At 72.4% G+C, this 23030-nt stretch carries 22 protein-coding genes; 12 read left to right on the top strand and 10 right to left on the bottom strand.

Annotated features, from left to right (window positions below):
* Positions 1–2 precede the first annotated feature (2 nt).
* Positions 3–2177 (top strand): condensation domain-containing protein, encoded by a 2175-nt coding sequence (locus ABZX75_RS29720; protein WP_355415907.1) that lies wholly within the window; start codon positions 3–5, stop codon positions 2175–2177.
* A gap of 264 nt (positions 2178–2441) precedes the next feature.
* Here the strand turns inward: ABZX75_RS29720 and ABZX75_RS29715 are convergent, their stop codons facing one another.
* Positions 2442–3263 carry an AfsR/SARP family transcriptional regulator gene (locus tag ABZX75_RS29715; RefSeq protein WP_355415905.1) on the bottom strand — a complete coding sequence of 274 codons (822 nt, stop codon included), beginning with the start codon at positions 3261–3263 and terminating at the stop codon, positions 2442–2444.
* A 295-nt stretch (positions 3264–3558) separates the two neighbouring features.
* Positions 3559–3729 carry a hypothetical protein gene (locus tag ABZX75_RS29710; protein WP_355415904.1) on the bottom strand — a complete coding sequence of 57 codons (171 nt, stop codon included), beginning with the start codon at positions 3727–3729 and terminating at the stop codon, positions 3559–3561.
* A 377-nt stretch (positions 3730–4106) separates the two neighbouring features.
* Here ABZX75_RS29710 and ABZX75_RS29705 point away from each other — a divergent pair, with 377 nt between their 5' ends.
* The 4 genes from ABZX75_RS29705 (at position 4107) to ABZX75_RS29690 (ending at position 8385) form a co-directional block, all read left to right on the top strand.
* A complete protein-coding gene (locus tag ABZX75_RS29705; RefSeq protein WP_355415903.1) occupies positions 4107–5309 on the top strand; it encodes an aminotransferase class V-fold PLP-dependent enzyme in 1203 nt (400 codons plus the stop codon).
* Positions 5310–5540: 231 nt separating this feature from the next.
* Positions 5541–7115 carry an acyl-CoA carboxylase subunit beta gene (locus ABZX75_RS29700; protein WP_355415902.1) on the top strand — a complete coding sequence of 525 codons (1575 nt, stop codon included), beginning with the start codon at positions 5541–5543 and terminating at the stop codon, positions 7113–7115.
* A complete protein-coding gene (locus ABZX75_RS29695; RefSeq protein ID WP_355415900.1) occupies positions 7112–7357 on the top strand; it encodes an acyl-CoA carboxylase subunit epsilon in 246 nt (81 codons plus the stop codon). Before ABZX75_RS29700 ends, ABZX75_RS29695 begins: the two co-directional genes overlap by 4 nt.
* Positions 7358–7578: 221 nt before the next feature.
* The gene (locus tag ABZX75_RS29690) at positions 7579–8385 is read left to right on the top strand and encodes an SDR family NAD(P)-dependent oxidoreductase (protein ID WP_355415898.1); all 807 of its coding nucleotides are present in this window, start codon (positions 7579–7581) and stop codon (positions 8383–8385) included.
* Positions 8386–8480: 95 nt separating this feature from the next.
* Here ABZX75_RS29690 and ABZX75_RS29685 read toward each other — a convergent pair whose 3' ends face one another.
* The gene (locus ABZX75_RS29685; protein WP_355415896.1) at positions 8481–9476 is read right to left on the bottom strand and encodes an AMP-binding protein; all 996 of its coding nucleotides are present in this window, start codon (positions 9474–9476) and stop codon (positions 8481–8483) included.
* A gap of 322 nt (positions 9477–9798) precedes the next feature.
* Between ABZX75_RS29685 and ABZX75_RS29680 the strand changes: the two genes are divergently transcribed.
* The 3 genes from ABZX75_RS29680 to ABZX75_RS29670 all read left to right on the top strand — a co-directional run bounded on the left by ABZX75_RS29680 (position 9799) and on the right by ABZX75_RS29670 (position 11892).
* On the top strand, positions 9799–10617 hold the full coding sequence (locus ABZX75_RS29680; RefSeq protein WP_355415895.1) for an NAD(P)H-binding protein: 819 nt from the start codon (positions 9799–9801) through the stop codon (positions 10615–10617).
* Between the two features lie 147 nt (positions 10618–10764).
* Entirely contained in the window at positions 10765–11397 is a 633-nt protein-coding gene (locus ABZX75_RS29675) for a hemerythrin domain-containing protein (RefSeq protein WP_355415893.1), read from the top strand.
* Positions 11398–11892, top strand: coding sequence for an anthrone oxygenase family protein (locus tag ABZX75_RS29670; protein WP_355415891.1), 495 nt, complete (start codon positions 11398–11400; stop codon positions 11890–11892). It abuts the gene before it with no gap.
* A gap of 133 nt (positions 11893–12025) precedes the next feature.
* On the opposite strand, the gene ABZX75_RS29665 is transcribed toward ABZX75_RS29670, so the two are convergent.
* The 6 genes from ABZX75_RS29665 to ABZX75_RS29640 all read right to left on the bottom strand — a co-directional run bounded on the left by ABZX75_RS29665 (position 12026) and on the right by ABZX75_RS29640 (position 18164).
* Positions 12026–12694: a 4'-phosphopantetheinyl transferase superfamily protein gene (locus tag ABZX75_RS29665; protein WP_355415889.1), complete on the bottom strand. Its 669-nt coding sequence runs from the start codon at positions 12692–12694 to the stop codon at positions 12026–12028.
* A gap of 13 nt (positions 12695–12707) precedes the next feature.
* Positions 12708–13544 carry an alpha/beta hydrolase gene (locus ABZX75_RS29660; protein ID WP_355415887.1) on the bottom strand — a complete coding sequence of 279 codons (837 nt, stop codon included), beginning with the start codon at positions 13542–13544 and terminating at the stop codon, positions 12708–12710.
* Positions 13541–14017: an SRPBCC family protein gene (locus ABZX75_RS29655; protein ID WP_355415885.1), complete on the bottom strand. Its 477-nt coding sequence runs from the start codon at positions 14015–14017 to the stop codon at positions 13541–13543. The genes ABZX75_RS29660 and ABZX75_RS29655 overlap by 4 nt, the downstream gene beginning before the upstream one ends.
* A gap of 108 nt (positions 14018–14125) precedes the next feature.
* The gene (locus ABZX75_RS29650; protein WP_355415883.1) at positions 14126–15664 is read right to left on the bottom strand and encodes an FAD-binding protein; all 1539 of its coding nucleotides are present in this window, start codon (positions 15662–15664) and stop codon (positions 14126–14128) included.
* Between the two features lie 30 nt (positions 15665–15694).
* Complete coding sequence (locus ABZX75_RS29645; protein ID WP_355415881.1) at positions 15695–17257, bottom strand: NAD(P)/FAD-dependent oxidoreductase; 1563 nt, start codon at positions 17255–17257, stop codon at positions 15695–15697.
* A gap of 10 nt (positions 17258–17267) precedes the next feature.
* The gene (locus ABZX75_RS29640; protein WP_355415879.1) at positions 17268–18164 is read right to left on the bottom strand and encodes a class I SAM-dependent methyltransferase; all 897 of its coding nucleotides are present in this window, start codon (positions 18162–18164) and stop codon (positions 17268–17270) included.
* 206 nt (positions 18165–18370) lie between these two features.
* Here ABZX75_RS29640 and ABZX75_RS29635 point away from each other — a divergent pair, with 206 nt between their 5' ends.
* From ABZX75_RS29635 to ABZX75_RS29625, 3 genes are read left to right on the top strand one after another with little or no spacing between them, the layout of a single operon-like run.
* Positions 18371–18625, top strand: coding sequence for a hypothetical protein (locus ABZX75_RS29635; protein ID WP_355415877.1), 255 nt, complete (start codon positions 18371–18373; stop codon positions 18623–18625).
* Positions 18626–18636: 11 nt separating this feature from the next.
* Positions 18637–19623, top strand: coding sequence for a ketoacyl-ACP synthase III (locus tag ABZX75_RS29630; protein ID WP_355415875.1), 987 nt, complete (start codon positions 18637–18639; stop codon positions 19621–19623).
* Positions 19620–20372: an SDR family NAD(P)-dependent oxidoreductase gene (locus tag ABZX75_RS29625; protein ID WP_355415873.1), complete on the top strand. Its 753-nt coding sequence runs from the start codon at positions 19620–19622 to the stop codon at positions 20370–20372. The genes ABZX75_RS29630 and ABZX75_RS29625 overlap by 4 nt, the downstream gene beginning before the upstream one ends.
* Positions 20373–20603: 231 nt before the next feature.
* Here ABZX75_RS29625 and ABZX75_RS29620 read toward each other — a convergent pair whose 3' ends face one another.
* A complete protein-coding gene (locus tag ABZX75_RS29620; protein WP_355415871.1) occupies positions 20604–21506 on the bottom strand; it encodes a bacterial transcriptional activator domain-containing protein in 903 nt (300 codons plus the stop codon).
* Between the two features lie 294 nt (positions 21507–21800).
* Here ABZX75_RS29620 and ABZX75_RS29615 point away from each other — a divergent pair, with 294 nt between their 5' ends.
* Positions 21801–23012, top strand: coding sequence for an aminotransferase class I/II-fold pyridoxal phosphate-dependent enzyme (locus tag ABZX75_RS29615; protein ID WP_355415869.1), 1212 nt, complete (start codon positions 21801–21803; stop codon positions 23010–23012).
* Positions 23013–23030: the final 18 nt, after the last annotated feature.

Below are 23030 nucleotides of genomic sequence, written 5' to 3'. Positions count from 1 at the left end.
GGGTGAGCGGCCGCGACGGCGCGGACGGGCCGGTCCGGCCGGTCCTCGCGGTGGTGCACGAGGTGGAGCGCGAGGTGGAGTGCGGGGTGGAGTGCGGGGTGCCCGGCTCCCCGCTCGTGCTGGAGCTGCGCGGTTTGGCAGACGACGCGGACGCCGAGCTGTTCGCCGCCCGCATCGCGCAGCGCCACCGAGGCTTCCAGGTCACCCTGCAGTGCCACGGGCCGGGCCGGCACACCCTGCGCCTGCTCCCGGACAGCCCTACGCCGCTGGGCCCCGCTCCGCTGAGCTCTGCCCCGTTGAGCTCTGCCCCGCTGGGCCCCGCTCCGCTGAGCTCTGCCCCACTGAGCTCTGACCCGTTGAGCTCTGCGCCGCTGGGCCCCGCCCCGTTGAGCGCCGAGTTGCTGGCCGATCTGCTGGGCCCGTATCGGGGTACCGGTGAGCCGCTGGCCCTGTGCGGGTATCGCGGCGAACTGCTCCGGCAGGCCCTGACCGGCCCCGGCGCGCCCGGGCGGCACCTGGAGCAGATCCACTGGAACTGGTCGGGGCCCCTGGACCGGGACCGCTTCCACAGGGCCTGGCAGTCCCTGTGCGAGCGGGAGTCGATCCTGCGGGCCGCCTTCGACTGGACGGCGGTCTCCCGGCTCGTGCTGCACCCGCGCGCCGCCCTCGACATCGTCCACCACACCCGCCGCGACATCAGCTGGAGCGACCTCCTGGAAGAGGACCGGCGCCGCGGCTTCGCCCTCCACCGCCCGCCGCTGCTGCGCGTCGGGGTGCTGGAGGCAGAAGCGGGGGAGGGGGCACGGGTGCTGCTGACCTGTCACCGCGCCCTGCTCGACGAGCGCGGCGTGCGGCTCCTGCTGCGCGAGTTCTACCGCGCCTACCTGGCCGAGGGCGTCCTGCCGGGCGGTGAACGCCGCCCCGACCTGCGCGACCACGCCCACTGGCTGGCCCGGCAGAGCAGCCAGGGCGCCCGGGAAGTGTGGACGCGCGCCGCGCCGGCGCCCCACGCCGCGACCGCGGTGGGCCGCCCGGGCGGCGACACCCGCCAGAGCGGCACCGGGCGCCTGCGCCGCCACCTCGGCGAGCCGCACAGCTCCCGGCTGCGGTCCTGGGCCGCGGCCCGGGGCGCCGGCGAGAGCAGCGCCCTGCACCTGGCGTGGGCGCTGCTGCTGTACCGGGCGGGGGGCACCCCGGGCCCGCTGCCGGTGAGTTTCGGTGTCCAGCTCTGCGCCCGCGACCTGCCGCTGCCCGGCGCCGCGGGCATCCCCGGGCTGCTCGCCGGCCCGCTGCCGATGACGGTGCGGGTGGATCCGCGGGCGCCGCTGGCCGGCCTGCTGCGGCACCTGCGCGACGCCCTGCTGGACATGGCGGCCTACCCCTGGGTCTGCGCGGACCGGATCCGCGAGTGGACCGGCCGCGGCGCGGGCGAGCCGCTCACCGCCACCGCTGTCTCCTTCGCCGGCCCGGCCCCGCTGCCGCCGCACCTGCACGCCGAACTGCGCGCGCAGGGCATCGAGGTGGACGAGCCGCGCACCGCCGGCGCCGCCGCGGCCCACCTGCCCCTGACCCTCGCCGCCCGCCACGACAGCGACGGCACGCTGGTCCTGGACGCCGTCTACGACCGGGCGCACCTGGCCGACGCCGACGCGCGTGCGGTCCTGGGACAGTGCGTCAGCCTGCTGGGTGCCCTGGCCCGGCTGCCCGGCCCCAGCCCCACCGTCGGCCAGGCCCTGGACGTGCTGGCGGATGCCGAAGTCCCCTCCATGGCCCCCCGCCCGCCCGCACCCCCGCGCGGCGCCACGGTGCGCACCCTGCGCAGGGGGGCGCCCGGGGCGGATGTGATCTGCCTGCTCACGGTCCCGGGCGCGGTGGGCGGCGTCCACGAGCGGTTCACCCGCCTCCACCAGGGCCCCGAGACGATCATGGCGCTGGATCTGGACGGCCCGCCGGGCCCGGTGGCGCCGGCCGGCGTACTGGCCGGCGTACGGGGCCCGGGCCGGCGGCTGGTGCTGTGCGGGTGGGGGCCCGGCGCCAGGGCGGCCTACGGCCTCGCGCGGGCTCTCGCGAACGCAAACGACCCCCTATACGTGGTCATGACACCCCTGGCCGGCGCCCACAGCAGCGCGGACGCACTCGCCCGGGGTGTTGCGGCGGTGGGGGCACGACGCCCCTGACCGCGCCCGGCCGCGCCCCGTGGTCCTGAGCCGGCCGCTCCACCGGCGGTGTGCGGGAAGGCCCCCGCACACCGCCCCGGCCCACCCAACCCGCCCCGCCCAACCCGACCCGCCCGCCCCGCCCGACCGGACCGACCGCCCGGCCGGGGCCGTCAGCCCGCGCCCGTGCAGAACGGCGCCCCGCCCCGCCCCGTCCGCCGCACTCACGGCCGGTCTGCCGCCGGCACGCGAGGAGGACCCGGATGCGGCGGCGGGAAGCAGTTCTCAGGCCGCGAAGAGGTCGAACGTCGAGGTGTGGCGCGGTCCGGCGAGCACGTCCAGCTGCGGGTCGACGGCCAGCATCGCCTGGTGCAGGCGCTGCAGTTGCGGGGAGGGCTCCACGCCCAGGTCCTCGATCAGCCGGGCCCGCAGTCTGCGGTACACGTCCAGGGCCGTGGCCTGGCGCCCCGAGCGGTACAGCGCCACCATGACCTGCGCGTGCAGTCCCTCGTGCTGGGGGTGACGCGCGGTCAGCTCGGTGAGTTCGGCGATCAGTTCGGTGTGCCGGCCCAGCCTCAGGTCGGCGTCGATCCGCCGCTCCACGGTGCCCAGGCGGCTCTCCTGCAGGCGCATCACCTCGATGTCGAGGATCGGCCCGACCCGTACGTCGACCAGTGCCGGGCCCCGCCACAGGTCCAGCGCGGCCCGCAGGCGGGCGGCGCACAGCCGGCTGTCGCCCGACTCGAAGGCGGCCTGGCCCTCGCGGACCAGGCGCTCGTAGTCGTGTACGTCGACACGGTCCGGGGGGATCTGGAGCAGGTAGCCGCCGTGCCGGGTGGCCAGGACCTCCTTGGCCCCGCCGGGCGCGCCCGGCCCCATCGCGGTCCCCAGCCGTCTGCGCAGCTGGAGGATGTACGTCTGCAGGGTGGTCAGCGCGCTCTGCGGCGGCTGGGTTCCCCAGATCTCTTCCATGAGGGTGGGTACGGGCAGCACGCGCCCGGGATAGAGCGCCAGAAGCGACAGGACCTGTCTCGGCTTACCCGCGGTCGGAACAATCGATCCCCCGTTGACCTCGGCACTCAACGGACCCAGAACCTGAATCCTCAACGTCTCCTCCGCAACTCGTCGAGTTCCTCGGCTCTTTTTCCTCCATCGGCCAAGGAACTGCCCCCGTTGCGGGCACGCTAGCCGGGGCAGGCGTTTTCCCTCTCCTTCCTGTAGCGGCTCTCAAGCCGCTTTCCGTCTGCGGCGCCGGCACCTCCACCCGCCCGCACCGCCCGCACATGCCGCCACGGGTATGCCGTCACGGGAACGCGGCAGCGCACTGCGCCCGGATCCGTGGGCCGGCCGCCGCGGCCGCGGCCGCGCGGTTTCACCGGGGCTGTTTCCGGATGGTTCGCGGTCACGGCCAGTCGATCTGTTCGGCGCTCTGGCCCGGGGCCGGGGCGGCGGCCGGGGCCGGGGCGGCCGGCCAGTCGATGTCGCCGCCGTCCGCGTGGGCGGCGCCGCCCACGGTGAGAACGGCCGCACCCAGCAGAGCGGCGGTGGCGACGAGGCGGGCGATGTTCTTCATGGTGACTCCTCCGGGGCAACGGGCTGATCCTGCTTGGCAACTCCTCTGCCGAAAAGATTGGCAACACCCGCTCGGAATTTGCTCGTCAATCGCTGGAGACCGGCTGGAGCAGGGACCGGAACACCCCCGATGACCACCCCCCCGGCCGCCTTTCAAACCCTCCCGGAAAGCTCTGACCTGCACGGAACACAAGGCGGCCGGAGCCGGACAGAACCTTGCCAAGAATTGCCAACACGCCCCGGACTAGAGCCTTGCCGGAGCGGGCGTTGCCAAAGCTCCCAAAGGATGGGCAAGGTATTGCCAAGCAGGTTGGCAACATTTGGTATTCCGGGTCGTGGACATTGCGGCGGCCCCAACAGCGGGGGGAGGCCCCTGAAGTGAACGCGCCTACGTACCACGGGGAACGGACGGCCCACCTGGACACCGCGGGAACGGGCCGGATGCCCGGCGCCGTACGCGCCGTGCTCGCCGACTGCACGGCCCGCGACGACCGCTCGGGGCACCGTGCCCTCCAAGCGCACCTCGGCGGCGTCCTGCACACCGAGATCCATCAACGCCTCGGCTCCCTGCTGGGCGTCCCCGCCCGCGACACGGCCCTGGCCGCCGGCGCGGCCGAGGCCTTCGAGGACTACGTCCGCCGCCTCCCGCTGGGCCCCCGCGACCGGATCTGGACCACGCCCCACGAAGGCGTGGCCAACCTGACCACCCTCTTCGACCTGCGCGACCGCACCCGGTGCAGGCTGGAGGTCGTTCCGCTGCGCGCGGACGGCGACCTCGACCTGGACTGGATGCGCGCCAACATCGACGAGGACCTCGCCCTGGTCTGCCTCGTCCACGTCTCCTCGGCCTGCGGAACCGTCAACCCGGTCGAAGAAGCCGGCCGGCTCCTGGCCCCCCACCGGGCCCGGTACGCCGTCGACGCCTCACACTCCGTCGGCCAGCTCCCCGTCGACGCCGCGCGCATCGGCGCCGACCTGCTGACGGCGGACGGCTGGAGGTTCCTGCGCGGCCCGCACGCCGCCGCCTTCGCCTACGTCAGACCCGGGGTGTGGGACGGCCTCACCCAGCCGCCCGCCCCGGCCGCCGCCGCCGCGCTGAACACGGCCCTGGCCCACCACACCGCCGCCACCAGCACGCCCCACGAGAACCTCCTGCCCCTGCTGCGCGCCACCATCGAGCGCACACCCGGCATCGCACCGCTGGCGGCCGGGCGCCGGCAGGCCGGCATCCTGGCCTTCCGGCACGGCGAGATCCCCGCCGCGCTCATCCGGCGCGGCCTGGCCCGGCGCGGGGTCGTCCTCGCCAAGACCGTCGCGCAGGAGAACCCGCTCCACCCGGCCGGACAAGACGGCGCCACCGCCGTACGCGCCTCGGTCCACTACGACAACACCGCATACGACATCCACCGCTTCGGGCAGGCGCTGGGGGAAGTCCTGCTGGAGGAACGCCACAACCCGGCACCGGCCCCGGCCCCGGCCGCAGGGGCACTCGCCGAGGCCGCGGCCGGCCACGGCCACCGGCCCTCCCCCCACCCCGCACCGCTCAGGCGCCGCCACCTCACCCTGCACCGCACCACCTGAGCCCGGCCCCCGCCCCGCCCCCGCCCCGCCCCCGCCCGGCCCCCGCCCCGGCCCGGCGGCGCCCTGCACGGCGCCCCGCCCCGCCCTGACGCGGGACCCGATCGTCCACCCGGCCGGCCGCCCAGGCGCCCACTGACCCGTGTCCCGCACGGTTCCAGTGGACTTCCACGGCGTCTTGAGCCCCGCCCCCCACGGTGGGCGCGATCCGGCCATCAGACCTGGAGGAGCCCCATGACCACGACAGACGCGCCACCCCTGCCGGACCGCGACCGCGTGGCCGAACTCGCCGGCATCAAAGCCCGCGCCCTCGCCGGGCCCGGCGAGGCCGCCACGAAGCGCCAGCACGCCAAAGGCAAACTCACCGCCCGCGAGCGGATCGCCCTGCTGCTCGACGCGGACTCGTTCCACGAGATCGAGGCCCTGCGCCGGCACCGCGCCAGCGGCCTGGGACTGGATGACCAACGGCCCTACACCGACGGTGTGATCACCGGATGGGGCACCGTCCAGGGCCGCACCGTCTTCGTGTACGCGCACGACTTCCGCATCTTCGGCGGCGCGCTCGGCGAGGCGCACGCGCAGAAGATCCACAAGGTGATGGACCTGGCCGAGACGACCGGCGCCCCGCTGGTCTCCCTCAACGACGGGGCCGGCGCCCGCATCCAGGAGGGCGTCTCGGCCCTGGCCGGCTACGGAGGCATCTTCCAGCGCAACGTCCGCAGCTCCGGTGTCATCCCGCAGATCTCGGTGATGCTCGGGCCCTGCGCGGGCGGCGCCGCCTACTCCCCGGCCCTCACCGATTTCGTCTTCATGGTCCGCGGCACCTCCCAGATGTTCATCACCGGCCCCGAGGTGGTCCGCGCCGTCACCGGCGAGGAGATCACCCACAACGGGCTCGGCGGCGCCGACGTGCACGCCGCGGTCTCCGGAGTGGCCGCCTTCGCCTACGACACCGAGGAAAGCTGCCTGCGCGACGTACGGCACCTGCTGTCGCTGCTGCCCGCCAACAACCGCGAGACCGCCCCGCGCGAGGCGGGCCGCGACCCCGCCGGCCGGCCAACCCGGGCGCTGTCACGCATCGTCCCCCTCAACCCGCAGCAGGCCTACGACATCCGCTCGGTCATCGAGGAAATCGCCGACGACGGCGACTACTTCGAGATCCAGCCCGCCTGGGCCACCAACATGGTGTGCGCACTGGCCCGGATGGACGGGCACGTCACCGGCTTCGTCGCCAACCAGCCCGCCGCCCTCGCCGGGGTGCTCGACATCCACGCCAGCCAGAAGGCCGCCCGCTTCGTGCAGTTCTGCGACGCCTTCAACATCCCGCTGCTCACCCTGGTCGACGTACCCGGCTTCCTGCCCGGCGTGGACCAGGAACACGGCGGCATCATCCGGCACGGAGCCCAACTGCTCTACGCCTACTGCAACGCCACCGTCCCGCGCATCTCCCTCGTCCTGCGCAAGGCCTACGGCGGCGCGTACATCGTCATGGACTCCCGCTCCATCGGCGCCGACCTCGCGCTGGCCTGGCCCACCAACGAGATCGCCGTCATGGGCGCCGAGGGCGCGGCCAACATCGTCTTCCGCCGCGAGATCGCCGCCGCCCCGGACCCCGGCGCGATGCGCGCACAGAAGATCAAGGAGTACACGACCGAGCTCATGCACCCCTACTACGCCGCCGAACGCGGCCTGGTCGACGACGTCATCGACCCCGCCGAGACCCGCTCGGCGCTCATCGCCGCCCTGGCCATGCTCCGCCCCAAGTACGCCGACCTGCCGTCGCGCAAGCACGGCAACCCGCCGCTGTGACCGCGCCCGAGGCGGCGCCCGCCGGCCCGGAGCCAGCCGCGCCCGGGACGTGGAAGATCACCGGCGGGCAGCCTGACGCGGTGCAGACGGCCGCCGTCCTGGCGGTCCTGACCGCCCTGCTCAGCAGGGCCCGGCCCCCCGCCCCCGATCCGGAGCCGGAGCGCACGGCGGCCCACCACTGGGCCCGCACGGCCCGCACGGCCCGTACGTTCAGCCACCCCGGGACCTGGCGCCGGCACTGAACCCCACCCCACCCAACCCGGCCGCCCGTACGCCGCCCCGCCCCCGGGCGGGCCCGTACGCCGCCCGGCCCCTGCCGTGCGCCCGTGCGCCGGCCGGGGTGTGGGGGAGGCGTACGCGCCCGGCAGGCGGGCCGGCGCGTACGCCTCCATCCCCCTTCCGCCGCGCCCCGAGTGGCCCCCGCCACGCTGGAAGCGTCCAAGCGCCAGACGGAGGGATGAGGATGACGGTGAAGGCGATAGACAAGGCTCCCCCACGGCCGGTGGCCCTGGTCACCGGCGCCACCAGCGGCATCGGCCTGGCCGTCGCCCGGGACCTGGGAGCCCGCGGGCACCGGGTGTTCCTCTGCGCCCGCACCGAGGCCGCGGTCAAACAGACCGTCACCGACCTGCAGGACGAAGGACTCAGCGTGCAGGGCGCCGCCGCCGACGTACGCGACCGCGCAGCGGTGCGGGCCCTGGTCGCCGCGGCCGTGGCAGCCTACGGCGCACCCGTCAGCATCCTGGTCAACAACGCCGGCCGCAGCGGCGGCGGCGCCACCGCCTCCCTCACCGACGAACTGTGGCACGACGTCATCGACACCAACCTCAACAGCGTGTTCCTGCTGACCCGCGAGGTCCTCACCCACGGCGGCCTCAGCGCCGAACCCTGGGGCCGCATCATCAACATCGCCTCCACCGCAGGCAAACAGGGCGTGCTGCTCGGCGCCCCCTACTCGGCGTCCAAACACGCCGTCGTCGGCTTCACCAAAGCCCTCGGCAAGGAACTCGCCCCCACCGGTACCACCGTCAACGCGGTCTGCCCCGGCTACGTGGAGACACCCATGGCGGCCCGGGTGCGCAGCGGATACGCGCAGGTGTGGGACACCACCGAGGAGTACGTCCAGGAGCAGTTCGAAGCCAAGATCCCCCTGGGCCGCTACTCCACCCCCCAGGAAGTGGCCGGCCTGGTCGGCTACCTCACCACCGACCTGGCCGCCTCCATCACCGCCCAGGCCCTCAACGTGTGCGGCGGCCTGGGCAACTCCTGAAACCCGCCCCCACCACCGGCGCACACACAGACGTGCGAAGGGCCCCGGCCGGCCAACCGCCCGGGGCCCTCGCGCCCACTGTCCGCCCGCGCCGCTCACCCAAGGCCCGACGCCCCCGCCACCTCCCGTACGACGGCCTGCGGAGCGATTTCGGCGGCCCGCCAGCCGGCCACGACCCGCGCGTCCACCGGCTCGTGCGACAGCAGCACATGCCGCAGCGCCGGCAGGCGCCTGCCGCGCGCCGCCACCGTCAGCCGCGCGAACGCCGACGGCAGCTGCGTGAGCACCTCCACCTCCCGCTGGGCCAGCAGTAGGGCGAACTCGCCCGCGTCGCCCGCCGTTTCCCCGCCCACGACCACCGCGCGCCCACCCGACAGCAGCGGCCCCCACATCTCCCGCATGCCCAACTCCAAGCTCAGGGAGTGGAAGTACGTCCACACCACCCCCGGCCCCACCTCCAGCACCGGCACACAGCCATCCACCCACGACAGCACGTCCATGTGGGTCACCGGCCGCACACCCGGCGCCCGCCCGCCCACGCCGCCCCCGCCCAGCGCCAGGAACGCCGTCTCGGGCGCGATGCGCCCGCCCGCCCCCGCCGCCCGCGGCCGTACCGCGATCACGAACCGGCCCGCCTTGGCCACCGGGATCTCCTCGCGCAGCAGCCCGCAGTCCGAGACCACCATCCGGGCGCCGGCGTCGCGCATCAAAAACTCCTGGAGCCCGGCATGGTGCCCGGGCTCCAGCGGCAGCACCGCCGCCCCGGCCCGCAGCGCACCCACCACGGCCGCGGCGGCCACACAGGAGCGCCGCGCGCGCACCGCGACGGCCGAACCCGGCCCCGCCCGCCCCGACAGGCGCCGCGCGATGTCGTCCGCCAGCCACTCCAGTTCCAGATAGGTCGCCTCCTCCTGCCCGTCCTGGGATGCGACCAGACCCGGATGGCGGGCGGCCGCGGCCGCGAAACGGATGTCGATGCGGTCCCGGCGCACGGGCCGCCCGCCGGCCGGGTCAAGCCCGATCCGTCCGAGCAGACCGGCCAGGTCGGCAGACAACTGGTCGAGCTCCGGATGATCCGGAGTGGCGTTCATGCGGCCTCCCACGAGCGGGTCGGTACTCCAGGCGCCGATAGTGGCGCGGCAGACCGGAGAACCGCTCAAGTCTCGCCGTACAGGGCCGCTCAGGAGCGGCTCAGCAGCCGCTCAAGACCCGCTCGCAGACCCGTACACCAACGCTTGAGGACAGCTCGGGACGCTCTGGCCCGCCCGCCGAAGGCATGCCTACGATTCACGCGCTCAAGCCGACGCCACACTGCGCGCCCCGCGCCGCGAGACGACCACTCGCAGACGCAACGACATGGAACTGAGCTTTGTGGCCACGGCCCCTCTCGCGAGACTGGACTTGACTGTACTCATGACTCAGAACACGCAGATCACCCTCGTCATCGGCGGTACCGGCAAGACCGGCCGGCGCGTCGCCGAAAGGCTCACCGCCCAGGGCCGCCAGGTCCGCATCGGCTCCCGCAACGGCCGGCCCGCCTTCGACTGGAACGAACCCGCCACCTGGATCCCGGCGCTGGAAGGCGTCGACCGGGTGTACGTCACCTACTACCCCGACCTCGCCTTCCCCGGAGCCGCCGAGCAGGTCGGCGAGTTCTCCAAGGTGGCCGTCGCCCACGGCGCCCGCCGCCTGGTCCTGCTCTCCGGCCGCGGCGAGGAGGCCGCCGAGGCCAGCGAGACCAACCTGAAGAACTCCGGCGCCCAGTGGACCATCGTCCGCTCCAGCTGGTTCAACCAGAACTTCTCCGAGAGCTTCTTCCTGGAGCCCGTACTGGCCGGCGAGATCGCCCTGCCGACCGGGGACGCCGTGGAGGCCTTCGTCGACGCCGACGACATCGCCGACGTCGTGGTCGCCGCGCTCACCGACGACCAGCACATCGGCAAGACCTACGAACTGTCCGGCCCGCGCCTGCTCAGCTACAGCGACGTGGCCACCGAACTGTCCAAGGCCACCGGACGCGAGATCAAGTACATCTCCGTCACCAACGACGAATACCGCGCCGTACTGCGCGAGAACAACCTCCCCGAAGAGTTCGCCGACCTGTTCACCATGATCCTCGACGGACGCAACGCCCACCTGGTCCACGGCGTCGAGGAGGCCCTGGGCCGCAAGCCCAAGGACTTCGCCGACTTCGCCCGCCAGGCGGCCGCCACCGGAGTGTGGAACGTCTGACCAGGCACCGCCGCCGCACCACCACCCCCCACTTCGGCACTCCCCGACCGGGCGGCGACTCTGGTACGGCCGCCGCCCGGCACCCGGGGAAACATCCCCGGCCCAACGCCGCACGCACCCTGCACAACCCACCGGCAGGAGGCTCCCATGCCCACGTCCCAGCCGTTCTCCAGCGAACACGGACTGCGCTTTCTGCCCCCGCACTTCCACGGCTTCGCGCTCATCCACATCGCGATGCGACGCGACGCGGCCCGGCTGCGCGCCGCCGCCCCCGCGTGGAACGGCGCGGGCGCCCCCTGGTGGCAGCGGCTGCGCGAGGTCATCGAATGGCACCACACCAGCGAGGACGACATCCTGTGGCCCCAACTGCGCCGCCACGACCGCGACTTCGATGCACAGGCCCGTGAACTCCACGACGACCACCAGGAACTGGACGCGGCGATGGCGGCCGTCTCCACGGCGATCGACCACCACGGCCAGGACCTGCCCCGAGCCGCGCAGACCTTCCAGGACGTCCTGCACGAGCACCTGCGCGCCGAGGAACGCATCGTCTTCCCCGTCTTCGACCGGCTCGGCGAGCACACCTACCTGGCCCAGGAACGCAAGGTCGTCGCCAGCGCCCCCCTGCGCGTCATGACCCACCTCCAGCCGTGGATGTTCGACGGCGCCCCCCGCCAGGCGGTCGCCCACGTCTCGGCCACGATCCCGCCACCGGTCCGGCTGATCGGTGCGACGCTGCTGCGCAGGCGATACGAGCGCACCCTGAAGGGAATTGTCTAAGTGACCAGCACCACGACCCAGTCGGTGACCCTGGTGGCGGCGACGGTGGGCACCGGCCTGATGGCCGGCCTCTACTTCGCCTTCGACATCTCGGTGATGCCGGGACTGGCCCGCGGCGACGACCACACCTACGTCAGCGCCATGCGCAACATCAACGAGGCCATCGACAACGGCCTGTTCGGCCTGCTCTTCCTGGGCGCCTTCCTGGCCACCGGAATGGCCGCCGCCCAGCAGCAGCGCCAAAGCCGCCCGGACGCGGCCCGCTGGGGCTGGTCGGCCTTCGCCCTCTACGGCCTGTCCCTGGCCGTGACCGCCCTCGTCAACATCCCCCTCAACAACCAGCTCGCCCGGGCCGGAGCCGACGCCTCCGCGGCCCGCTCCCGCTTCGGCGGCCGCTGGGCCTCGGGCAACATCGTCCGCACGGTCGCCTGCACGGCTGCCCTGGCCGCACTGGGCCGCGCACTGACCCTGCACGGCCGCGCGTCCGCGGCATAGAGCCCGCCCCGCCGCCGCGCACGGTGCTGCTGCCCCCCCGCCTGCCCCCCCGCCTGCCCCCCGGCCTGAAAACCGCCCCGCCCCGCCCGGCCCCGCCCCGCCTCGGCCCGGGCGGGCCCGGGGCCGGGTCCGTTTACGGTGTGATCCCGGCGGCCCCGCGGCCGGCGCGTGCCACCGCCGTCAGCACCAGGTCCCGGCCCGCCAGCCAGCGGCCCTCGAACACGGGGTCCACCGGCGCGGGGACCGCGGGGCGCAGGGTGGCCGTGAAGGTGCCCGCCCGGGACAGGACCACAGTGGCGTCGCGAAAACCCAGCCAGATGCCGGTGGCCGGATACCAGGCCTTGTAGGCGGCCTCCTTCGCGCAGAAGAAGACCCGGTCCCAGGGCACGGAGGGATCGGCCGCGGCCAGGCCGGCCAGGGCGGCGCGTTCCGCGGCACAGGCGATCAGGGCCAAGACGCCGGCGGGGAGCGGGCCGGCCGGTTCCGCGTCGATGCCCAGCGCCGCCACCGCGCCGTCCGCGGCCGCCACCGCCGCACGGTATCCCTCGCAGTGCGTGATGCTGCCCACCACCCCCGGCGGCCACTGGGGGGCGCCGCCCGGACCCGGCAGCAGGGCGGCCGCGGGGCGGCCCAGGTCCGACAGGCAGCGGCGGGCGCAGGCGCGGGCCGTCGCGAACTGGCGGCGCCGGCCGCTCCTGCGGCCTTCCATCAAAGCGGCCTCGGCGGGAAAGAGCACAACGGGCGCCGCGTCGTCGAAGGCTTCCGACGACGCGACGCCCGGCGGCAGGAGTTCCTCGATCACAGCCCGCTCCACCTCACCGCGAGGCGAGCGCGCGGACCGCCGCCACCGCCGCCAGCGGACGCTCCAGCGGCAGCATGTGCCCCGCGCCCACAACCGGCTCCCACCGGGCCCCGGGCAGGGCCCGCGCCAAGGCGTCCGCCAGCGCGATGTCGATCACCTTGTCGGCCTCGCCGTGCAGGACCACCGCCGGGACCGTGAGCGAGGCCAGCGCCTCGCGGACGTCCCAGCCGCGCGTGCAGCGGAAGAAGTCCGCCCTCACCCCGGGCCGTGTCGCGGCGAACAGCTGCCGGTTGACGTCCAGCACCACCCGCTCCACCCCCTTGCCCATGGTGGAGCCCAGCAGCCTGCGGCCCAGCCACGGGCGGCGAAGAGCCCACGAGAACAGGGCGCTGCCCATCATCCTCACCTCACTGTCCGCGGTGTCCTGGCCGTGCGCCGCCGTACCCAGCAGCACCAGCCCGCGCAGCCGGCCCGCCGACGGCGACGTGGCGGCGTACGACAGGGCCGCGAACCCGCCGCCCGAGTGGCCCACCAGCACCGCCTCGCGTACGCCCGTCTCGCCCAGCACCGCCGCCAGGTCCGCGCCCAGCCGCTCCACCGACACCGGAGTGCGGCCCAGCGTGGAGGCGCCGTGACCGCGCTGGTCGTACAGCACCACCCGGTGACCGGCCCGGATCAACCGGTCCGCGACCGTGCCCCACACCCGGCGGGCGTGCGCCCACCCGTGCACCAGGACCACGTCGCCGGCCCCGCCCGCCCCCGCCAGCGGGGCCAGGACAGTGACGGCCAGCTGCGCCCCGTCATCCGTAACGACCGTCAGCTCACCGGTGACATCGGCCGCGGCCGTCATCGCAAGGCCCCCGCCGACAGCTGCCGCTCCAGCGACCCGAAAGCCGCCAACGTGCCCTTGGAGTGCTCCGCACCCAGGTCCGCGACCTTCGCCAGCAGCCTCAGCCAGCCGTGCGCGGACCCCACGAAATGCATCGAAAGACGGGTACGGCCATCCGCCAGCGGCTCCAGCAGGAAGGTGCTCCCACCCCGGAACACACCCTCCACATACTCCACCTCCAGGCGCCGGCCCCGCTCCACCGCCACCGTCCGCGAGGTGAAACGCAGCTTCAGCCCGCCGTTGCCGGCGCCCTTGGTGTGCACCGTCACCGCGACCTCCCCGCCCACCGCGTCCGGCGCGCCGCGCAGTGCGGCGAACGTGTTGGACGGGACCCACCACTTCCCGGCCCCGCGCAGCTCCGCGAGGAGCGCGTCCCAGACGGCGTCCGCCGGGGCGTCGATCACCGCCTCGTCGATCAGGTCGTACGTCCTCATGTGCAAGCCTCCAGTGGATACAGCGCGGAACAGAAAAAAAGGGGCGGCGGGGACGGGGGTTTTCTCTCTCCCCGCCCCCGCCGCCATGTCACGACCCGTCACACGCGCTCAGGCGAAGAAACCCTGACCGGGCGTGAACAGGTTGTGGGGGTCGTACTTCTTCTTCGCGTTGACGAAACCGTTCCAGCGGTTGCCGAAGTGGGCCTTCCAGTCGGCGCCCGTCATCGGGATCGAGCCGACCAGGTACCGCTTGGCGCCCATGGCCACCGCGATGTCGTACAGGCGGCGGTTCTGCTCGATCATGCCCTGGATATTGGGCTCACCCGGGTTCGGGAAGCGCAGCAGGTCGAAGAGGTAGCCCACCGACTCGCCCGGCTGCACCGCCAGCGGCCGCTTGATCTTCGAGGTGAAGTACGGGTAGAAGAGCAGGAACCCGCCACCCAGCGAGTCGGCGTTCAGCTCCCGCTCCACCTGCTTCATGAACGTCTTCGTCTTCGACGCCGGCAGGAACAGGCTCAGCCACGGCTTGGGCTGGAACCAGTGGCCCGTCTCCTTCAGGTACGCCTCGTACGCGTCGAGCCGGAACATGTGCGCCCGGTAGGTGGTGTCCTCGATGACCGCCTCGGACCGTACGTCCTTCAGATCGCACAACAGCTTGGTGCGGTCCGGCGGGGTGGTGTTGTAGGTCGCGGCGACCTCCAGCTTGTACCGCCAGCCCGACCCGTCCGGCCGCTGCAGCATCTCACCCGCGTGGACCTGGAACCGGCCGTCGGCCAGCACCTTCTCCGAGTCGGCGAGGTACTGCTCCACCGTGTCGTAGAACAGGCTGAAGATGACCGACCGCTTCGGCGCCGCGATCAGCTTGACGTTGACCCGCACGATGATGCCGACCTGCCCGCCGCCCGACAGGGCCGCGTTGAACAGCTCCGGGCGCAGCCACGGCGTGGCCGTCACCAGCTTGCCGTCACCCGTGACGATGTCGATCGCCTGCACCGTGTCGCACAGCAGACCGTACTTCTGCACGGTGCCGCCGATACCGCCGATGCTGATGGTCCCGCCGACCGAGATGTACAGGTAGTCCGGGAGCGCCGGCGGGGTCTTGCCCAGCGCCAGCGTCGCGTCGGTCAGCTGACCCCACGTCACACCCGCCTCGACCACCGCGTAGTCACTGCCGATCGACAGGATCTTCGACATGCCCTTGGCGTCGATGGAGATACCGCCGGGGACCCGCGCCTGGCCGTAGACCGAATGCGACTCGATGTCGCCGCCCGTGCCGCCCTGACCGTTGACCGCGACCTTGATGCCGTTGGCGCGGGCGTAGTTGACGATCGTGACGATGTCGTCGATCCCGCCCGGCCGCAGCACGGCCCACGGCTTGTCGCCCGGCCCGTCCCACAGGTGGCCGAAGTCCTTGCCGAAGGACTCGACCACGGCCGGCGAGGTCTCCAGCGTGCCGGCCAGTCCCGGCACCGGCACGACGTCCGGATTCCCGGCGGCCTCGGCGGCCGTCGCCCAGCTCTGGTCGGCGGCGTTCCAGCCGACGACGGCGACGGCGGTGGCCGCGATACCCGACAGGATCCTGCGCCGCGACGGCTGCGCGACGGCGTCCCCAGCGGCGGCTGCGGTGGTTCTTGGGGTGCTGCTCATGTGCGTACGTCTCCCGATTCCCATGACGTCCTACTGGTGAGGTACCGGCTTGCTGGTGCGCACCCGCGAGGCGAGCTGGTACTCGCCGAGGTCGAAGCGCTTGGTCTGGCCGCGGAAACGCCACGTGTACGTCGGCCAGATCGACGGATTGCGCCCGCTCGCGTCCAGGTACCAGCTCTGGCAGTTGCCCGCGTTCCACACGGTGCCCGCCAGCTTGGCGTCGAGCGCCCGGTTGTAGGCGTCCTGCGCCTCGCGCCGGACCTCGACACTGGCCAGGCCCCGCTTCTCGATCTGCTTCAGCGCGTCCAGGACGTAGGCGATCTGCGCCTCGATCATCACGACCTGGGAGGAGTGCCCCAGCGTCGTGTTCGGGCCCAGCAGCATGAACAGGTTGGGGAAGCCGGCGATGGTGGTGCCGCGGTGCGCGGACATGCCGTCCTTCCACGCCTCGCGCAGCTGCACGCCGCCCCGGCCCCAGATCAGCCGGGCGACCGGACGGTCGGTGGCCTGGAAACCGGTCCCCAGGATGATCGTGTCGACCTCCCGCTCGACGCCGTCCCCGCCCACGACCGAGGTGGCGCGCACCTCCCTGATCCCGTCGGTGACCAGCTCCACGTTGGGCTGCTGCAGCGCCGGATACCAGGTGTTGGAGAACAGCAGCCGCTTGCACGCCATCACGTAGTCGGGCGTGAGCTTGGCGCGCAGCGCCTCGTCGGGGACCGACTTCTTCAGATGGTCGCTCGCCATCTTCTGCATCTTCCCGGCGACCTTCGGGCGGGCCATCACGAAGGCCAGGACCTCCCGGCCCCACATGTTGAAGTTCCGCCGGAAGTTCTGGTAGCCGGGCAGCGAGCGAAGCAGCCTGGCCTGGAGCGCGCTGGTGGGCTTGTCGTTCTTCGGGCCGATCCACGGGGGCGTGCGCTGGTAGAGGTCCAGCTGCCCGACCTCCGGCTGGATCCGGGGCACGAACTGGATGGCCGAGGCGCCGGTGCCGATGACCGCGACACGCCGGCCGGCCAGGTCGTGGCCGTGGTCCCACCGCGAGGAGTGGAAGACCTTGCCCTGGAAACCGGCCAGGCCCTTGATGTCCGGCACGGCGGCCTCGCTGAGGTAGCCGGTACCGGTGATGAGGACCTGCGCGGTGTACTGCCCTTGCGAGGTCTCGATCCTCCAGTGCCGCTGCTCCTCGTCCCAGCGGGCGGCGAGCAGCTCGTGCCCGAACCGGATGTGCGGGCGCACCCCGAAACGGTCGGCCGTCTCCCGCAGGTAGGCGTACAGCTCGTCACGCTTGCCGAAGGTGGACTTCCAGTTCGGGTTCTGCGCGAAGGAGAACGAGTAGAGGTGGGACATGACATCGCACGCACAACCCGGATAGCTGTTGTCACGCCAGGTGCCACCGACCTCGTCGGCCCGCTCGAACACCAGGAAGTCGTCGATGCCCGACTGCAGCAGCCGGATGGCGGTGCCCAGCCCCGAGAAGCCGGTGCCGATGACCGCGACCCGCAGATGCCGGGTCGGGCCGCGGCCGCCGGGAACCGTCTCGGTGCCCGTACGCGCCCCGCCGTCCGTGGCCGGCTCGAGAATGCTCGTCACGTCGGCCTCCTTAACGGCGCGTGATGGTGACGCGGAAGTTGTTGAAGAACTTGTCCTCGAGCGTGTACGCGAAGATGTCGAGGTAGCGCTCGAAGCGCGAGACGACCTCCTCGCCCTCCAGGGCCACCGCCTCGTCGCGGCGCTCGGCCAGCAGGACCAGCCAGGCACGGCAGGCCATCGCGAAGGACTCGCGCTCGTTGACGATCTCGTCGATCTCGAAGAGACCCTCCGCGGCGGCGCTCAGCTCGCTCAGGTGCGGGATGTGGCAGCCCTCGAACTCCGAGCGCTGGAGGAACTTCAGGTCGTCCAAAAGCGCCCGGTTCATCGCCAGCGCCTCGGCGGTCATGGTGTGCAGCACGAACTTCGCCCCCGGGTTCAGGGCGCCGGCGACCTGCTGGAAGAAGTACCGGTAGCGCTTGGTGCGCTCCTTGGGCGGCAGGTTGGAGGAGACGAAGTGCTCCAGCGCGTTGATGCAGAACGCGGCGTCGTACTTCTCGCTGTCGTCGCCGACCTTGTAATCCGCCCAGCTCTGGACCAGCGTGGTGATCCGCGGGTTGTCCAGGCCCGCGATGAAGGCCTCCTGGGTGCGCGACAGGGTCAGCCCCACGGCCTGCTGGGCACCGTGCACGGTGGTGAGGCGGTTGAGCATGGTGCCCCAGCCGCAGCCGATGTCCAGGACGCGCCTGGCACCGCCGGGCCCCACGTTCGCGAGCTCGGCGAACTTGTCGAGCTTGCGCTCCTGCGCCTCGTCGAGGGTGGCGACCAGGTCCTCGCCGTCTTCCCAGTAGCCGCCGGAATACATCATCGTGGGGCCCAGCAGGAGCCGGTAGAAATCGTTGCTGACCTCATAGTGGTGCCTGATCGCATCGACCTCGGGGTCCACCGACTTGGGGGCGACCGTTGTCATCCTGATCCTCTTTCCTGCGTGTCCGGCGGGCCGTGTTTCCTCAATTCGCGTCCGAGAAAACCCCAAGCACCGCAAGGCGTGCGCAAGACAGGACGCATTCACGGTCCTTGGCCGTGTTGCGCCTTCCTTGCGGGGCCGGGGATTTCATCGCTCTCGAAAACAAGACACGCACTGCCGAGTTGCACTGCGAAGAGAGGACCGACCCCATGTCGCTGCCCACCATCGAAGAACTGGCGAGCCAGCTCGAGGCCGTTTCGGGTGCCGCGGAGGTCAGCCCCGACGCCCCGCTCCAGCACATCGCGGACGTCGACTCCCTGGACCTGATGGAGTGGCTGTACGGCTTCCAGAACCAGTACCCGCACATCCCGGCCGACGAGTCGCTCTTCGCCGACCTCGACGACACGACCACCCTGCGTGACGTGTACGCGAAGATCGTCGGGCTCGTCCCGGCCCAGGCGTAGCGAGGGGTGACGTGACCGGCTTCGACATCACCGGGTGGGGCATGTCCGTACCCGAACGCATCGTCACCAGTGCCGAGCTCGCGATGCGTTTCGGCGTCGACGAGCACTGGGTCGTCAGCCGCTGCGGCATCCGCGAGCGGCGGGCGGTCGGCCCGGGGCAGACCACCGCCTCCCTGGCCGTCGAGGCCGGCCGGCGCGCGCTGGACAAGGCGGGCCTGACCGGCGCCGACATCGCCCACCTCATCGTCGCCACCGCCACGCCCGAGCAGCCGTCCCCGGCGACGTCCGCGTTCGTCCACCACGAACTGGGCATCTCCGGAAGCGCGCACGACGTCAACTCCGAGTGCGCCGGCTTCGTCTACGGGCTGGTGTCCGCGATGGCGCTGATCGCCATCGACCCCCGCCCGATCCTGCTCATCGGCTCCGACACCCACACCCTGACGGCCAACCCGGCCGACCGGGACCTGTCCATCCTCGTCGGTGACGGCGCGGGCGCCGTGGTCCTGCAGCCGGGCGCGGAGAACCGGGTCAAGGCCTGGAACCTCGGCGCCGACGGCGCCTGCACCGGCTCGCTCAAGGTCCTCGCCGGCGGCAGCCGGATGCCGACCACCCCCGAGACGGTCGCCGCGGGCCTGCACTACGCGCAGATCAACGGCAACGAGATCTACCTCAACGCCGTCCGCTACACCGTCCGTACGGTGCGCGAGACGCTGGAGAGCGCCAAGGTGGACGCGGCGGACGTCGACCACGTCGTTCCGCACCAGGCCAACATCCGGATCATCAACTCGATCCTGGCGCACACCGGACTGCGGCAGGAGGCTTTGATCACCAACCTGCAGAAATACGGCAACACGGCCTCGGCGTCGATCCCCATCGCGCTGACCGAGGCCCTCGAAGAGGGCCGGATCAAGACCGGCGACAAGGTCCTGCTGGCGGGCTTCGGAGCCGGCATGACGTGGGGTTCGATCCTGATGGAATGGGGCGGTGTCGCGGCATGAGCAAGAACAGTGCGGGTCAGCGGCCCCAGTCCCCGGTCGCGCTGGTGACCGGAGCCTCGGGCGGCCTCGGCCAGGCCCTGGCGCTGGAGCTGGACGCGCTGGGCTGCCGGATCGCGGTCCACTACAACAGCTCCCGGCAGGCCGCCGAGGCAGTGAGGGAGAAGCTGGTCAACCCCTCGGTGCTGGTCACCGGCGACGTCGGCTCGTGGGAGGCCACCCAGGCCCTCTACGAGCGGATCTCCACCGAGCTCGGCCCGGTGGACGTCCTCGTCAACAACGGGGCCATCCGCAAGGACAGCCTCATGGCGATGCAGAACCCGGCGGACTGGGCGCAGGTCATCCAGACCAACCTGATCGGCTCCTTCCACACCGCCCGCGTCTCGGTGCCGTACATGCTGCGCCGCCGGTGGGGCCGGGTGATCAACATCGTCTCCCCGTCGGGCCTCATCGCCACGGCCGGCCAGACGGCGTACTCCGCCTCCAAGGCGGGCCTGATCGGTTTCACCCGCACCCTCGCCGCGGAATGCGGCCGGCGCGGAGTGACCGTCAACGCCCTCTCTCCCGGCTTCATGATCACCGGCATGACGAACACCCTCCCCGACCGGGTCATCGAGGGCATGGAGGACAAGGCCCCCATCCCCCGCTTCGTCACGGTCGAAGAGGTCGCCCGCAGCGCCGGCCTCTTCCTGGACCAGGACTGCATGACGGGCCAGGTCATCAGCATCGACAGCGGCGTGTCCATCACCTGACCTCTTGCGCTGCCCCTCCCCGGCCCCGGCCCCCCTCTCCCTCCCCGGGGAGGCCGGGGCCGCTCCCCGTCCGCCCGCGCGCGTACGGGGATACACGCGCACGGGATGGACGCGCACGGGATGGACGCGCACGGGATGGACGCGTACGGGATGGGCGCGTACGGGATGGGCGCGTACGAAGGCCGCCGCCGCGGGAGTCCGCGGCGGCGGCCCTTTCCATGCGCCGGGGGATCAGGCAGCGGGGGAGGAGGAGACGCGGTGGGTGAGGCAGCCGTGGTCGGCCAGCGAGCACGGACGGGGCGCGGGCGCCCGGTGGTCCACCTCGAAGACCCCCATCAGCACCGGGTCCAGGCAGGTGAACGAGGGCAGCGCCGGCCGGGGTTCCGGCGTGCGCAGCAGCTCCAGGTACGCCGCCTCGGTCTCCGGCGCCGGGTCGATGCCCAGCTCCTCCGCCAGCACCTCGCGCAACTGCTGGTAACTGCGTAGCGCTTCCGCCCGGTTCCCGGCCCGGGTGTGGGCCGCCATCCGGCACCGGTAGGCGCTCTCCCGGAACGGAGCCCGGCGCACCGCCTCCTCCGCGTACCGCAGCGCGTGGTGCTCGTCACCCAGCGCGGAGGAGGCCAGACTCGCCGTCTCCAGCGCCTTGAGGCGGAGCTCTTCGAGCTGCTCGCGCATCGCATCGACCCACTCGCCCTCGTGCGAGGGCAGGAACGAGCCGCGCAGGTTCGACACCGCACCCGCCGCGAGCTGCTGGGCCACCGCGTAGGCGCCCTCCGCGTACGCCTCCGCCGCCTCGCTCACCGCGGCCTCCGCGCACTCCACGTCCACGGCCGCGTCCTGCGGTATCCGCAGGAGGTAACGGCCCCCCTGCGCGACCAGCGGAGTGACCCCCGGCTGGTCCTGCGGCGTCGTGACGAACGTACGCACCCGGCTCACCAGGCTGCGCAGCGCCGACGCCCAGGTGTCCGGCAGGCCCTCGGGCCATACGGTCTCGGCCAACTGGTCACGGTCCGTACCGCCGGCCCGCTCGATGAGCAGCCGGGCGAACGCCACCTGCGCCTGCGCGCTCGAGAGGTGTTGCGGCGGTGCTCCGTCCGGCTCGATCGTGACAAGACCTATGAGTCTGATCAGCACTATGCACTCTCCGAAACGGTCGGCTTCCGGCCGTGTCCCCCTAGTTCGCGCGATTCGAAGGATACCGGCGGGCCGTCTCCGCATGTCAACAGCGGCCGTCAACATTCCTTCCCGAATAAAACCCCAGGCCGGGGCGGTTCCTTTCGCTTTCCGACGACGGCTCTAGTCCCGCTCTTGCGCCGCTATTGCGCACCCCGAGTCTTAATGGAATTCCACTAGAGCCCGGCCGGAACAACGGCAGAGCGCCGATGGAGTTCCGGGCCCCTCCCGGACGATCGCGATGAGGAGAAGCACGTGAACGTATCCGCTGCCTGGGAGCGCCTGGAGCCGAAACTGGCCTACTTCCGCGACCGCGTCCGGTCGCTGGAGTACGAGCCGGGCCGCAAGAACAGCTTCGTCGCCTACACGGTCGAGCGCGATTCGGCGTACGCGGACCAGGACGGCCGGCGCCTGCTGATGATGTCCGGCTACAGCTACCTCGGCCTGGCCGGCGACGAACGCGTCGTGTCGGCCGCCAAGGCCGCCGTCGACCGCTACGGCACCGGCAACCACGGGGTGCGGGCGCTGGCCGGCTCCACCCCGCTGCACGAGGAACTGGAGGCCGAGGTCGCCAAGTTCGCCGGCCGCGAGCGGGCGCTGGTCTTCGGCTCCGGCTACGCGGCGAACGTGGGAACCGTCGGCGCCCTCGTCGGCCCCGGCGACACCGTCTTCATCGACAAGTACGACCACGCCTCCATCGTCGACGGCTGCAAGCTCTCCGGCGCCACCGTCACCCGCTTCCGCCACAACGACGTCGCCCACCTGGAGCGCCGCCTGGCCGCCGCCCCCGACACCGGCGTCCGCCTGGTCATCGTCGACAGCGTCTACTCGATGGACGGTGACATCGCCCCCCTCGTCGACCTGCGCAAGGTCTGCGACGCCCACAACGCACTGCTCATGGTCGACGAGGCCCACGCCCTGGGAGTCATCGGGGCCACCGGCAAGGGCATCGAGGAGCACTTCAACCACGAGGTGAAGGCCGACGTGAAACTCGGCACCCTCTCCAAGGCCATCCCCTCCATGGGCGGCTGGGTCGCCGGCTCCGCCGACCTCATCCACCACCTCAAGTACGCGGCCCGCCCCTTCCTCTTCTCCGCCGCCCTGGGCCCCGCCCAGAGCGCCGCCGCCCTGGAGTCCCTGCGGATCCTGCAACGCGAGCCGCAGCGCGTCCGGTTCATCCAGCGCGAGTCCGAACGTTTCCGCGGCCTGCTGAACGAGGCCGGCATGAGCACCGTCGACAGCCAGACCGCCGTCGTCCCGGTCATCGCCGGATCCGACACCGCCGCCTACGACTACGCCACCGTATGCCGCAAGAACGGCGTCATCGGCCTGCCGGTGGTCACCCCGGCCGTCCCCAACGACCTGGCCCGGCTGCGCATCGCCATCACCGCCGCCCACACCGAGGCCGACATCGACTTCGCCGCCGAGGCCTTCATCACCTCCGCGCGCCAGTGCCGCATCATCTGACCCCCCTCTTGACGTTCC

The organism is Streptomyces sp. NPDC003038 (genome assembly GCF_040611115.1).
Classification (GTDB): Bacteria; Actinomycetota; Actinomycetes; order Streptomycetales; family Streptomycetaceae; genus Streptomyces.
Note: the sequence above shows the minus strand (reverse complement) of the source record. Positions and strands in the feature narration are given on the sequence as shown.

Bases quoted from the DNA above. Each gene is read 5' to 3' on its own strand.
- ABZX75_RS29710 (WP_355415904.1), bottom strand. From the start codon at position 3,729: ATGAAGAACATCGCCCGCCTCGTCGCCACCGCCGCTCTGCTGGGTGCG.
- ABZX75_RS29700 (WP_355415902.1), top strand. From the start codon at position 5,541: ATGACCACGACAGACGCGCCACCCCTGCCGGACCGCGACCGCGTGGCC.
- ABZX75_RS29690 (WP_355415898.1), top strand. From the start codon at position 7,579: ATGACGGTGAAGGCGATAGACAAGGCTCCCCCACGGCCGGTGGCCCTG.
- ABZX75_RS29685 (WP_355415896.1), bottom strand. From the start codon at position 9,476: ATGAACGCCACTCCGGATCATCCGGAGCTCGACCAGTTGTCTGCCGAC.
- ABZX75_RS29680 (WP_355415895.1), top strand. From the start codon at position 9,799: ATGACTCAGAACACGCAGATCACCCTCGTCATCGGCGGTACCGGCAAG.
- ABZX75_RS29675 (WP_355415893.1), top strand. From the start codon at position 10,765: ATGCCCACGTCCCAGCCGTTCTCCAGCGAACACGGACTGCGCTTTCTG.
- ABZX75_RS29660 (WP_355415887.1), bottom strand. From the start codon at position 13,544: ATGACGGCCGCGGCCGATGTCACCGGTGAGCTGACGGTCGTTACGGAT.
- ABZX75_RS29655 (WP_355415885.1), bottom strand. From the start codon at position 14,017: ATGAGGACGTACGACCTGATCGACGAGGCGGTGATCGACGCCCCGGCG.
- ABZX75_RS29650 (WP_355415883.1), bottom strand. From the start codon at position 15,664: ATGAGCAGCACCCCAAGAACCACCGCAGCCGCCGCTGGGGACGCCGTC.
- ABZX75_RS29640 (WP_355415879.1), bottom strand. From the start codon at position 18,164: ATGACAACGGTCGCCCCCAAGTCGGTGGACCCCGAGGTCGATGCGATC.
- ABZX75_RS29635 (WP_355415877.1), top strand. From the start codon at position 18,371: ATGTCGCTGCCCACCATCGAAGAACTGGCGAGCCAGCTCGAGGCCGTT.
- ABZX75_RS29625 (WP_355415873.1), top strand. From the start codon at position 19,620: ATGAGCAAGAACAGTGCGGGTCAGCGGCCCCAGTCCCCGGTCGCGCTG.